The organism is Spirosoma agri, from assembly GCF_010747415.1.
Lineage (GTDB): Bacteria > Bacteroidota > Bacteroidia > Cytophagales > Spirosomataceae > Spirosoma > Spirosoma agri.
On record NZ_JAAGNZ010000001.1, the window covers coordinates 2,014,711 to 2,027,285 of the forward strand.

General features: G+C 50.8%; 14 protein-coding genes. 8 read left to right on the forward strand and 6 right to left on the reverse strand.

Translation table 11 applies throughout. From position 1 onward, the window contains the following. Positions 1–37: 37 nt before the first annotated feature. The 4 genes from GK091_RS08255 (at position 38) to GK091_RS08270 (ending at position 1,883) form a co-directional block, all read left to right on the forward strand. The gene (locus GK091_RS08255) at positions 38–283 is read left to right on the forward strand and encodes a hypothetical protein (protein ID WP_164036205.1); all 246 of its coding nucleotides are present in this window, start codon (positions 38–40) and stop codon (positions 281–283) included. A 72-nt stretch (positions 284–355) separates the two neighbouring features. After that, entirely contained in the window at positions 356–613 is a 258-nt protein-coding gene (locus GK091_RS08260) for a hypothetical protein (protein ID WP_164036206.1), read from the forward strand. Positions 614–716: 103 nt separating this feature from the next. Next, a complete protein-coding gene (locus tag GK091_RS08265; protein ID WP_164036208.1) occupies positions 717–1,106 on the forward strand; it encodes a DoxX family protein in 390 nt (129 codons plus the stop codon). A gap of 69 nt (positions 1,107–1,175) precedes the next feature. Beyond that, positions 1,176–1,883, forward strand: coding sequence for a hypothetical protein (locus GK091_RS08270; RefSeq protein ID WP_164036210.1), 708 nt, complete (start codon positions 1,176–1,178; stop codon positions 1,881–1,883). A 93-nt stretch (positions 1,884–1,976) separates the two neighbouring features. Here GK091_RS08270 and GK091_RS08275 read toward each other — a convergent pair whose 3' ends face one another. Beyond that, positions 1,977–2,636, reverse strand: a complete 660-nt coding sequence (locus tag GK091_RS08275) for a hypothetical protein (protein WP_164036212.1) — start codon at positions 2,634–2,636, stop codon at positions 1,977–1,979. 141 nt (positions 2,637–2,777) lie between these two features. On the opposite strand from GK091_RS08275, the gene sufB reads away from it, so the two are divergent. The 3 genes from sufB to GK091_RS08290 all read left to right on the forward strand — a co-directional run bounded on the left by sufB (position 2,778) and on the right by GK091_RS08290 (position 7,648). Next, positions 2,778–4,262, forward strand: a complete 1,485-nt coding sequence (sufB, locus tag GK091_RS08280) for a Fe-S cluster assembly protein SufB (RefSeq protein ID WP_164036214.1) — start codon at positions 2,778–2,780, stop codon at positions 4,260–4,262. Positions 4,263–4,442: 180 nt separating this feature from the next. Continuing rightward, positions 4,443–5,636, forward strand: coding sequence for a class I SAM-dependent rRNA methyltransferase (locus tag GK091_RS08285; protein WP_164036216.1), 1,194 nt, complete (start codon positions 4,443–4,445; stop codon positions 5,634–5,636). Between the two features lie 239 nt (positions 5,637–5,875). Further along, a complete protein-coding gene (locus GK091_RS08290) occupies positions 5,876–7,648 on the forward strand; it encodes a pyruvate dehydrogenase complex dihydrolipoamide acetyltransferase (protein ID WP_164036218.1) in 1,773 nt (590 codons plus the stop codon). A 128-nt stretch (positions 7,649–7,776) separates the two neighbouring features. On the opposite strand, the gene trxA is transcribed toward GK091_RS08290, so the two are convergent. Both trxA and GK091_RS08300 read right to left on the reverse strand, forming a co-directional pair. Continuing rightward, positions 7,777–8,121 carry a thioredoxin gene (trxA, locus tag GK091_RS08295; protein ID WP_164036221.1) on the reverse strand — a complete coding sequence of 115 codons (345 nt, stop codon included), beginning with the start codon at positions 8,119–8,121 and terminating at the stop codon, positions 7,777–7,779. 120 nt (positions 8,122–8,241) lie between these two features. Then, positions 8,242–9,096, reverse strand: coding sequence for a sterol desaturase family protein (locus tag GK091_RS08300; RefSeq protein WP_164036223.1), 855 nt, complete (start codon positions 9,094–9,096; stop codon positions 8,242–8,244). Between the two features lie 183 nt (positions 9,097–9,279). Here GK091_RS08300 and GK091_RS08305 point away from each other — a divergent pair, with 183 nt between their 5' ends. Then, on the forward strand, positions 9,280–9,795 hold the full coding sequence (locus GK091_RS08305; protein WP_164036225.1) for an acyl-CoA thioesterase: 516 nt from the start codon (positions 9,280–9,282) through the stop codon (positions 9,793–9,795). A 153-nt stretch (positions 9,796–9,948) separates the two neighbouring features. Here the strand turns inward: GK091_RS08305 and GK091_RS08310 are convergent, their stop codons facing one another. Genes GK091_RS08310 through GK091_RS08320 form a run of 3 tightly spaced genes read right to left on the reverse strand, consistent with a single transcriptional unit; the run spans position 9,949 to position 12,397 of the window. Next, a complete protein-coding gene (locus GK091_RS08310; RefSeq protein WP_164036226.1) occupies positions 9,949–10,467 on the reverse strand; it encodes a nuclear transport factor 2 family protein in 519 nt (172 codons plus the stop codon). A 56-nt stretch (positions 10,468–10,523) separates the two neighbouring features. Then, the gene (locus GK091_RS08315; RefSeq protein WP_164036229.1) at positions 10,524–11,849 is read right to left on the reverse strand and encodes a serine hydrolase domain-containing protein; all 1,326 of its coding nucleotides are present in this window, start codon (positions 11,847–11,849) and stop codon (positions 10,524–10,526) included. 35 nt (positions 11,850–11,884) lie between these two features. Then, positions 11,885–12,397, reverse strand: a complete 513-nt coding sequence (locus tag GK091_RS08320) for a hypothetical protein (protein ID WP_164036231.1) — start codon at positions 12,395–12,397, stop codon at positions 11,885–11,887. Positions 12,398–12,575: the final 178 nt, after the last annotated feature.

Consider the following 12,575-nt stretch of genomic DNA (forward strand, 5'->3'; position numbering starts at 1 on the left):
ACCGGGTTATCTTACAATAAACAAATACGGAACGATCATGGCAACGATATTCAACACAAACGATGGCGACGTAGAACTGATCGGTTCACGAATTGCCCGTATTGATCCGGATAACTTTAGAAACCAGAGCGGTGCCAGCACCGACGACAGCGACAAGGACGATGAGGTCATTGACGACGAGGAACCAACGGATGAAGACGGTGACCCGACCGGCGAACATGATCATCAGCAGGATGATAACTACGCACTGGGTGGTCACGTGACGCGGTCGAGCGGTGAATAATAGACCATGGACGAACCGTTGCCTTTAAGTGTCTTTACTCAACTTTTAAACCGGGCTTCAGCCCGCATCAGCATGAATTCGAACGATAACTCAGCTATGTACAATCCCGCCGACGATGACAACCAGGGTGTCGTGCAACTATTGGCCCAGGGCGAAGAAGCCAACTCGGGCGTTTCGCAGATCGGGTATATGAACCCGGTGACGGCGCAGGGACCAGAACCCGAAAAAGCGGAAGTCGATGATTCTGATGTGGACGCCAATGGTGTTAACGACGATCTGCTGGCCGAAGAAGAGGTAGAAGATGGCGATGCCGATACCGAAGAAGAATAAAAAATAGAGAATGGATAGTGAGCAAAAGCGGATTCCCTTCTTATAAAAGCAAAACTCATTTGTAACTGCCTGCGCAGTTTAGTATTCATTCTCGATTGATAGTATGTCGAATAACCAACTGGCCCAGCTTGTCATTCGTATTGGCTTGGGTATCAATATGCTTATGCACGGACTCGTGCGTATTCCCCAATTAACGACGTTTGTAACGAAGACCGCAGCGGGCTTTGGCAAAACAATTCTGCCGGCAGTACTGACAAACGGATTTCTCTATACTCTGCCGTTTTTAGAACTTATTTGTGGTGTCTTGATTCTGATTGGTGGACAATTGAGCCGGTGGGGGTATTTGCTCGGTGGCGTCATCATCGCGATGCTTTTGTTCGGCACGACCTTAAAAGAAGACTGGGCGGGTGCATCTACGCAAACGATCTATGTCATAGCCTTTTATCTGGCCTTGCGCGGTCTGGACAGTGGAAGCCGCAGTCGGCACCGCTGATTTTTTTCGATTGGTTTCCAACGTTTCCTATCAGGAGCGGCTCCCTACAGGAAACAAAGTGAGTCGATAATGAAATCAACGTTGTTGTTAATGTCCGTCCTGACGGGCAGTTTAGTTGCGTTCTCCGCTTGCAAGGATAATGATGTTACAGTACAGCCAGGGCTTCCGTATCAGTCCAATTTCCAACGGGATCAGGATGGATGGGTAGCCGACATTGCCGACTATGGGGTTGCGCAGGAGGGAATTATGGAGTTCAGATCGGGCCTGAAAAACTTACCCGCTCCACTGGATACGACCCGTAAATCAGTGCTGCTGGAAAGCATGAACCGTAGTGATGATGCGTTCATGTTTCTGAAGAAGAAAGTAACGGGCTTGCAACCGAACAAGGATTATTCGCTGGTTTTTGCTATCGAACTGGCCTCGAAATACCCAACGAATTCAATTGGAATCGGCGGTTCGCCGGGAAGCAGTGTTTTTCTGAAGGTTGGTGCGTCTGCGGTTGAGCCCGTCAAAGAAAAGAAAGACGACTTCTATTCGCTGAACATCGATAAGGGCTACCAGAACGATAATGGTAAGGATGCGATTTTGATAGGGAACATTGGCGTCGACGATGATGACGCAGATGGGTACGAACTCATTACCCGTTCCAATGCCGACAAACCGTTTGTTGCCCGCAGCAGCAGCAACGGTGAACTCTGGTTGCTGGTTGGTACCGATTCCGGTTTCGAAGGACTAACTACGCTGTACTATAGTCAGATCAAGGTGTCCGTAAACTAGGGCCTTACATACTTGTGTGTGTGCCGAATGCCACTGCATTGTGTAGTGGCATTCGTTATTTTAGTTGTCACACTTTCCCCGAGCGACTGTTAGCTATGGTTTAGACGGGGGCGGGCAGTTGGCCAGCTGAAGAACGCTATTCCGATTGAGCGTATGGGTGAGTTGCCAGCAATTATCATAAACGTCGCTGTATGTGACCCGGATATGGTAACTGCTGTCGGCAACTAAGTCACCCATCCATGAGACGAAAGGGCCACCATTCGACCCGCTTCGCTTAAACGTAAACAGCAGCCGATTGTCTCCTTCCTTGATAGCGCTTCCTGCATATAGTATGTCCGCATCTTTGCCACCCTGTACATAATCATCGCTAATCCGAAACTTCTTGCTGGTTCTGAGGAGCGAGTCATACTTAGAATTCGTTAACTGATTTTCAGGAATAGCATTTAAAGCGACCCGAAAATCATCCATTACACCAATGATAAACTCATTGTAGCTATCATTGTCTTTCTGGTGATAGGAAGTGGCAAATGATTTTATAAAAGCGGGGCCAACACCTTGATTTTCTAGGTAAATAACCAGTTGGTTGTCAGAAATCTCGTGCCGGATCTGCAAATAAGGCAGCACTGACTTATGCTGTTGCTCGCGGGCGATCTTGGTTTGAAAGATCGAAACGACCAAAGCGGCTAAACTCAGAAATGTGGCTGAAATGCCAAGAAGCAGCTCAATATTGATGGTCCGTTTGGGAACACGCATGGTAGAAGGCAATACCTGAATGAAATGCCCTAAATAACGGAAACTTTCCGATATTTGTCCAACCTGCCCGGAACATACCTATCCAGGCTTTTGTTAAAATTATAACGCAATGGTGCAAAAACCACGCGATTAACCGAGACTATGAGCAAGGACGCTGACATTCTAGAAAGCATAACCAACGCCGAATATAAATACGGATTCGAAACGCTGATCGAAGCGGACGAGGCTCCTGTGGGCCTTGACGAAAGCACGATCCGTTTTATTTCCGCCAAGAAAAACGAACCCAGCTGGTTACTTGAAAACCGCCTGAAGGCATTCCGGTTGTGGCAGGAGATGATCGAACCGCATTGGCCGAACGTCAAATACCCGAAGATCGATTATCAGGCCATTAAGTACTATTCGGCACCGAAGCAGAAAAAAACGGTTAATTCGCTCGACGAGATCGACCCCGAACTGCTGGATACGTTCAAGCGGCTCGGTATCTCGTTGAATGAGCAGAAACGACTGGCTGGTGTGGTCGATGGCGAAACGGAGCAACGGGAACTTCCTCGCGTCGCTGTCGATGCCGTTATGGATTCGGTTTCCGTAGCCACAACGTTCAAGAAAGACCTGGCCGAGCGCGGTATCATTTTCTGTTCCATCACCGAAGCCGTTCACGAGCATCCCGAACTGGTGAAAAAATACCTTGGCTCGGTTGTTCCGGCTAAGGACAATTATTTTGCTGCGCTGAATGCTGCCGTGTTTACCGATGGCTCGTTCTGCTACATTCCGAAAGGTGTTCGCTGTCCAATGGAGCTGTCGACCTATTTCCGCATCAATGCGGCTGGTACAGGCCAGTTCGAGCGGACGCTGATCATTGCCGACGAAGGCTCGTACGTGAGCTACCTCGAAGGTTGCACGGCCCCTATGCGGGATGAGAATCAGCTCCACGCGGCTGTGGTTGAGTTGATTGCCCACGCCGATGCTGAAATCAAATACTCGACGGTACAGAACTGGTATCCGGGTGATAAAGAAGGTAAAGGAGGAATTTACAATTTCGTGACCAAACGCGGTATCTGCGAGGGGGCGAATTCAAAAATATCCTGGACGCAGGTGGAAACGGGTTCATCCATCACCTGGAAATACCCGTCAGTGATCCTGAAAGGTGATAACTCGATCGGTGAGTTCTATTCGGTAGCCGTTACGAACAACATGCAACAGGCCGACACGGGCACCAAAATGGTCCACATCGGCAAAAACACCAAGAGCCGGATCGTATCGAAAGGTATTTCGGCGGGCAAGAGCCAGAACTCGTATCGGGGACTGGTGCAGGTGCTGAAACGCGCTGATAATGCCCGGAACTACTCGCAGTGTGATTCGCTGTTGTTGGGTGATAAATGCGGTGCGCATACCTTCCCGTATCTGGAAGTAAGCAACCCATCGGCTACGGTCGAACACGAAGCGACCACTTCGAAAATCGGTGAAGATCAGTTATTTTACTGCAATCAGCGGGGTATCCCCACCGAGCAGGCCGTTGCATTGATCATCAATGGATACGCAAAAGAAGTGTTAAATCAACTACCGATGGAGTTCGCCGTGGAAGCGCAAAAGCTACTGGCAATCAGTCTGGAAGGTAGTGTTGGTTAATAAAGAAATCAATAGCGAATTGGAAGCCTCTGCGGAAACGTAGGGGCTTTTTTGTGCGCTCTGTTGCCAACTATTGGCTGAGTTGAATCGGTGATAAAAAGGATTGTAACGCCAACTAGACACCACATTGATGTATGACAAAGAACACTAACGTATCTTTGCGGTGTTTTTCGAATAGGAATGTCATTTACTAAATTATTTTTGCAGGCCGGACGTGATGAAGCCGTCCGGCGATTCCATCCCTGGGTATTCTCGCGGGCTATTGGTCGCTACGAAGGCAATCCCGAAGACGGTGACGTTGTCGAAGTGTTCGACCGGAAAGGGCATTACCTGGCCACTGGCCATTACCACGATGGCAGTATTGCTATCCGTATCTTCTCGTTTGGCGCAACGGCTGGCGGTCCCGTAACACCAGACGTTCCCTACTGGACCGAGAAATTACGGCACATCCGCACGATACGGCAGGCTATCGTAACCGGTAACACGAACTGTTATCGGCTCGTTCACGGTGAGGGCGATGGCTGCACAGGCCTGATCGTAGATATGTACAACGGAGTCGCGGTGGTGCAGGCCCACTCCATCGGGATGCACCGCGAGCGGCAGTTAATTGCCGAGGCACTGAAAAATGTTTTCGGCGACGAACTACAGGCGGTCTATGACAAAAGTGCCGATACCCTTCCTGACGAATACGGGGCCACGGTGATCAATGGCTATTTGTATGGTCGAACGATCGTACCGCATCCGGCGCAGGAAAATGGCAATACATTCCTGATTGACTGGATTACCGGTCAAAAAACTGGATTTTTCCTCGATCAGCGCGATAATCGCCAGTTATTGGCTCAGTATTCACACGGAAAGCGCGTTCTGAACGCATTCTGCTACTCGGGCGGATTTTCCATTTATGCGCTCAAAGCCGGAGCCAAGCTGGTTCACTCGGTCGATGTGTCGCAGAAGGCGATCGACTTGACGAATCAAAACGTTGCGGCCAACTTTGGCGAAACGGATAAACACGAAGCGTACGCAGAGGATGTGATGCATTATCTGAAAGCCCACGATCACCAGTATGACGTCGTTGTGCTCGATCCGCCAGCGTTTGCCAAAAGCCTGACAGCACGACACCGGGCCGTGCAGGGTTACAAACGGCTGAACGCTGAAGGACTGCGTCGGGTCGCCAAAGGGGGGATTTTGTTCACGTTTTCCTGCTCACAGGTTGTTGATCGGGAGTTGTTTTACAACACCATCGTAGCCGCTGCCATTGAAGCCGGACGTCAGGTGCGCGTGTTGCATCACTTGAGTCAGCCCGCCGATCATCCCGTCAGTTTATTCCATCCGGAAGGAGGATACCTGAAAGGATTGGTCTTATGGGTCGATTAATTGGCCCGTTTAATGATTGTCTGGCTAGTCAGCAGGGTCATTTAAGGCATAACGAAATGCCTTCGTTACTAGTTAATAGAGAAAACGCCGGTCAGCGATACAACATAGAGCCCTTTCCGTTAATTTTGGCCCCAACCGGGATGCCGGATCAACGGAGTGGCTGCCTGATAATCCGGCACAGTCCGCCGTTGCGGGCCCAACCAGTCTTTTTACAACTCGATATATACCCCTAGCTGGATATGGCTGAATTAATCCGAATGCCCAAGATGAGCGACACAATGACCGAAGGCGTCATTGCGGAATGGCACAAAAAAGTGGGCGATAAAGTAAAGTCCGGCGATGTGCTGGCTGAAGTCGAAACCGATAAGGCGACGATGGACCTCGAATCGTACGAAGAAGGTACGTTGCTGTATATCGGCGTCGAAAAAGGAGCATCCGTACCAGTAGACGGTGTGCTGGCCATCATTGGTGCCGACGGCGAAGATTATAAAGCCCTGCTCAACGGATCGAGTGGCGGCAGTCAGGAAGCACCGAAAGAAGAAGCGAAACCAGCGCCACCAGCGGGTGATGCCGCCCCTGCACCCAACGGTGCCGCCAGTGGTGAAACCGCTACCAAATTGCCCGATCAGAAGGCTGTTTCAGCCGCCCCGGCCGAGAATGTCAACGCAACTGTCATTCGTATGCCCAAGATGAGCGATACGATGACGGAAGGGACCATTGTTGCCTGGCATAAGAAAGAAGGCGACACGGTGAAATCCGGTGACATTCTGGCCGAAGTCGAAACCGACAAAGCTACCATGGATCTGGAAGCCTACGAAGAAGGTACGTTGTTGTACGTCGGCGTGAAAGAAGGGTCAGCGGTTGCCGTAGACGATATCATCGCCGTTGTCGGTGAGAAAGGTGCTAACTTCAAAGTGCTTCTGGATGGTGGTGGGTCTGCTCCTGCACCCGCTGAGCAACAGGCTCCCGCGGGCGAGAGTGGTAGCGAAACGGCCCAGCAAAATCCACAGGCCGATTTGCCAGCTAATGCTGACAGCGATTTGTCTTACGGTGGTGGTGAAGGCGATGGCGCTGAATCGAATGGTCGCCTGAAAGCGTCGCCCTTAGCCAAGCGCATTGCTGAAGAAAAAGGAATCAATCTGGCTCAGGTTCATGGAAGCGGTCCGGAAGGTCGTATAGTGAAGAGCGATGTCGAGTCGTTCGTACCGGGCGCACCCGCTGCCAAACCAGCGCCTGCGCAACCAGCGGCTCCCGCGCCAGCCCCAGCTCCCGCAGCATCACAACCCGCGCCGGCAGCACCACAGCCCGCTCCCGCAGCATCGCAGCCACAAGGAGACTATGAAGATGTGCCGGTTAGCCAGATGCGCAAAACGATTGCCCGTCGACTGAGCGAAAGCCTGTTCACCGCTCCGCACTTCTACCTGACCATGGAAATCAACATGGACAAGGCGATGGATCTGCGCGGAACTGTCAACGCGGTTAGTCCGGTGAAGGTGTCGTTCAATGATTTTGTGATCAAAGCGGCTGCGCTGGCGTTGAAACAGCACCCGAACGTAAACTCATCGTGGTTAGGTGATAAAATCCGGAAATACAAATACGTCAACATTGGCGTAGCGGTAGCCGTAGACGAAGGACTACTAGTTCCGGTCGTTCGGAACGCCGATCAGAAAACGCTTTCGACCATTTCGGGCGAAGTGAAAGACCTGGCCGGGAAAGCAAAAGATAAAAAACTGCAACCGAAAGACTGGGAGGGAAGCACTTTCTCGATCTCGAACCTTGGTATGTTCGGCATCGAAGAATTTACGGCCATCATCAACCCACCCGATTCCTGCATTCTGGCCATTGGGGCAATCAAGCAAACCGTTAAGGTTGAAAACGGTGAGATCAAGCCTACCAATGTCATGAAGGTGACGCTCTCCTGCGACCACCGGGTCGTTGATGGCGCAACGGGTTCTGCCTTCCTGCAGACGCTCAAGCAACTGCTCGAAGACCCAATGCGGATGCTGGTCTAAATAGTTTGCCGGTTTATCGGGATAATAGGGTTTAAGCCCCGCATTCCGATAAACCAAAACACTTACAAATCATAAAAAGGGCCTCCTGAAATTCAGGAGGCCCTTTTTGCTATCTATTGAAGAGCGAACTATACCGTTGTTGGTTCCAGAGCAGCCTGTAGCTTTTGCTCCAAAACGTTGCGGGGAACGGCACCGATAACCTTGTCGATCAATTGACCGTTTTTGAAGACCATCAACGTCGGGATACTACGGATACCGAACTTAGCAGGAATCTGGGCGTTTTGATCAACGTCCATTTTCGCCACAACGGCTCTGCCTTCGTATTCACCAGCGAGTTGTTCCACAACTGGTCCGATCATTTTACATGGACCGCACCATTCGGCCCAAAAATCTACTAAAACCGGCTTATCGGAATTAATCAGTTCGTTGAAGTTCGCATCGGTCGCTTCGACGGCATGTGATCCTGCTGCCATGAGTGAAATCTGTTTATTTAGTTTAACTTGTTTCTCACTCATAAACCGTTTTCAGGGCGATTAGTTCCGGATTATGTTCTTCCTGGGGCCTCTTTCCCCAGATACAATGAGTGGACTGACCTATGGCTGAATTTCCTTTTCGGTGTGAGTTGGTTCGCCCACCGGCGGCCGATAGGTCTGGAATGGAATCTTCAAAAGGCCGCCAATATGCGAGTGCTCACGCGGTTGTGGGTGCGTGTCGATGCCGTAGTGGATGTCCTTGCCCGCCATTTCGTGGTAAGTGCCGAACAGCCGGTCCCAGTACGGAAAAATATTGCCATAGTTGGTGTTGGTGACGGGTAACACATAATGGTGGTGAACGTGGTGCATATTGGGTGTTACGATAACCAGCCCCAGTAATCGGTCGGCCCAGCGTGGCAGCTCGATGTTGGCGTGATTGAACTGAGAGAGCAGCACCGACAACGCCTGATACAAAAAAACAAGCCACATCGGCGCACCGGTCACCAGAACGGCCAGTAGCGTAAAGACGAACCGGATTACGCTTTCGCCGGGGTGATGACGGTTCGCCGTGGTCGTATCCACATACACATCGGTGTGGTGAATAAGATGAAATCGCCACAAAAACGTAACCTGGTGCTGGGTCCAGTGGGGTAACCAGGCACCAACCAGATCTAAAGCCAGTAAGCCAAGCAGTAATTCAGCCCAGCGTGGCAACGATAGCCATTGGAGCAGACCAACATGGTGCTGCACCGTCCAGTCGCTGGTCCGCAGTAGCAGAAAAGCTAGACACACATTGACCACAGCGGTTGTCAGCGTAAAGAAAATATTGATCCCGGCATGGGTGGTTTTCCGGTACGAAAACTGAAACAACGGAACCGCGGTTTCGATTAGCCAGAAGATAGTGATGCCACCGACTAGTATCAAACTTCGATGTAACGACGGAATGTGCTCAAAATAATTGACAAGACGTTCCATGGGTTTTGTCTTATTCGTTAGCCTTATTGTTCAAATATACGATTTATGTGGAACACCAGAGGCATGGTAAACCCTCCGCGTTTGCCATTCGTCGCGGCTACTCTATATACAGTAAAAGCTGTTATACTTGTCCGTTTCGATTTTCGGTCGTTGGTTTGTGTCACTGATTACTACGAACTAAAAATGCCTCAGCCAAAACTTGCCCGTGAATCCATGACGGTGATGACCGAAATGGTGCTTCCCAACGATACCAATACGCTTAATAACCTGATGGGCGGGCGCTTATTACACTTCATGGACATTGCGGCTGCGATTGCCGCTCAAAAGCATTCCAACCGTATCGTCGTGACGGCTTCGGTCGATAACGTGTCTTTCTCCGAACCGATCCGGTTGGGTAACATCGTCACCATGAAAGCCCAGGTGACACGGGCGTTCAGTTCGTCGATGGAGGTATTTATTGAGGTGTGGGCCGAAGACATTCCGGCGGGTATTCGGGTGAGTACAAACAGCGCGTTTTATACGTTCGTCGCTGTTGATCAGAGCGGTCGACCGATCGAAGTTCCGACGGTTATTCCCGAAACCGACGAGGAGAAAGACCGCTATGCCAGCGCATTGCGTCGACGGCAACTGCGCTTAGTATTAGCCGGTCGTATGAATCCCGAGGATGCCGTTGAACTCCGTGAGTATTTGAAAGTCTAAACGAAGTCTTAACCGCCGGGCGACCCTACAGGATTTGTCTAATTTACTTTGATCTGTTTGATTTCGTTATTCGCTTCTTTGGAGTGCTTTACTGGTATAAGATCATGGTCAGTCAGGTAAATCCCATAAATGCCGCGGGGCCGCCCGGCGGTTTTAATTAGCCAGCCTGATCGACTGCCAGGCCACCATTTGCCATTGCTTGCCTTTACGCACGTATACATCCGTGTATTTCAGGTGCGTGTTGATCGTCTCGCCATTACTCATGGCCTTGATCATACACATACCATTGATAATGGCCGTGTTACCGTAGATGCGGACCTTTTGTTCTTCCACATCAATGGCATCGTACTTCGACTTACCGTCGCGGATGGATTGAATATACGACTGTTTGTTGTCCGTATTTCCGTTCGAGTGCGTGTAGACCAGATCATTGCCAAGCACCTGATCGAGTACGGCGTAATCTTTGCTGATCTGCGCTTCAAACCGTTGCTTTTCCGCAGCAATAACCGCATCCACGGTGGCCGCTTTCTCGTCGGCCGAATGGGCCATGGTCGACGTGGGGGCGGCCGCCGTGGATACGGCCGCCGTGGACACGGATGGGACGGGTACGGCTGACTGGGCATGTACCGAATAAACAGAAAGAAGAAGGGCCAGGGTAAGGATGTTTTTCATAATCTCAAAAGAAATGATGAATCGATTCCTACCGTTTGCCAGTTGGTAGAACGAGCTTACTTCGCCTGCATTTGCAGGATGGCCTGATAGACCAGAACTTTGAACTTGTCGTTCAAATCCCCATAGCTGTTGGGGGCTTTCTGTGTATAAAGCAGACCGACAATCCCTTCTTTGGGGTCGACCCAGTACGTGGTGCCGAAAAAGCCACCCCAGTCATACGATCCCTGCGACACGGGTAAACGGGATGCGCTGCGCTCCGACGTGATGGAAAACCCCAACCCGAATTTGTTGGCCCCCTGATTCACGTCGCCAATCTGATTGGTTGTAATGAGCCGCACCGTTGTCGGACTAAGAATGCGTTTGCCGTTGTATTCACCCCCGTTGAGCATCATTTGCAGGAAAATCGCGTAGTCATACAGGGTAGATGACAACCCCGCGCCACCGGAGAAGTACGTTCCCGGTCTGCTGGGATAATCGGCAGGGACACCACCACGGGCGGGCATCGGCCTTATGCTGGCCGTCGAGTCTTCGGTGTAAAGCGTTGCCAGTCGATTTTGCTTTGAGGTGGGCAGGTAAAAATAGGTGTCGTTCATCCCCAGCGGATCGAACAACCGCGTCCGAAGAAACTGATCGAGTGGTTGCCCGGACAGCACTTCGATGAGGTAGCCAACCACGTCGACACTGAGGCCGTAGGTCCAGCGGTCGCCGGGTTGGTGCATGAGCGGCAAGCTTGCCAGCCGAGTCATGGCATCGGCCAGTAGTATGCCATCAGGCGCACCGATACCACTTGGAATTTTATTTTTGGCGTAGATCGCAACGGCTTCTTTGGTTCCGATGCTTGGGTAGCTAATGCCCGACGTATGCGTCAGGATGTGCCGGATGGTAATCTCCCGCTTCGCCGGAACGGTCGTGTACGTAGTGTCTTTCTCGTTGTATTTGTCCAGCATTTTCGGATTTTTGAACGCGGGAATGTACTTCGAAATCGGATCGTCGAGCAGGAATTTTCCTTCTTCGAACAGCATCATCAATCCAATGCTCGTCAGGGCTTTTGTCTGTGAGGCAATTCGGAAAATGGCGTCGCGCTTGAGGGGCGTTTTGGCCTGAATATCATCCTGACCGTAGGCTTTGTGATACACGATCTTGCCGTTTCGGGCAACCAGCACCGCAACGCCTGCCTGACGACCTTTGGCGATATACTCGTTGATAACGGCATCCATCCGCTGAAGCCGGGCTGTGCTCATGCCAACCGTTTCAGCCGTAGCATCCTGCAACGGAGCCGATTTCGCCAGTCCGTTCGCCGTGACGGATTGAGCCGGAAGGTTTTGTAGGAAAGATGATAGAAAAAAACCGACCATCAGGCCGGTTAGGAGAACTTGTTTCATGAACGAGCCGGAGTTAGGAGCCGGTACGAAGATACTTAATTTCGCAACCCCGTATACGTTTCTGCTTTTCGAACGGCGGTTCCTTGCTCCAGCGTTTCCGTTGTGGCATTAATAGCAATCGCCTTTTTCCCTGTTGCCTGATCGACATCAAATACGCCCGTTGCCTTGTAGCTGCCGGTATAGGTGGTGTTACCGAATGGAATAAAGATCTGATTGGTAGACTTGTCGATCACCGTAAAGTTAGTACCGTTCAACTCAGCGGTCACTTTGAAGGACTGACGAGCCGCTTCGATGTAGATTTCCTTTGGATTGGCGCCCTTGGTGACCACAATGGTCGCAGCACCGTATTCAGTGAACGGAATTGTACTAATCGTGATGATACTCTGATAACCCTTATCGCCCCCTTCATACGTACCAACGTACTGGTCGCGTGGATCGACATCGGAGCCGCCGGAGCCTGACTTTTTGCAGGCAGTTGTAAAAAAGGTCAGGAGAGTGACGGCAATAAATAAAGTACGGAGCGATCGAAATGTATTTCGAGTAGCCATGAGTGAGTTGAGCTATGAGTTAGATTGGTAAGCTGTCTATCAAACGCCGGGTCGGGTTTGTCAAGTATAGGCGGCCGAAAAAAGGCCAGATTCCTGTATGTTCCAATGATGCATGATTGCCTGTTGGCTGATTGGCTTGTTGGGAAATAACCAGGAATAAAAATTAACTATTGGTGAT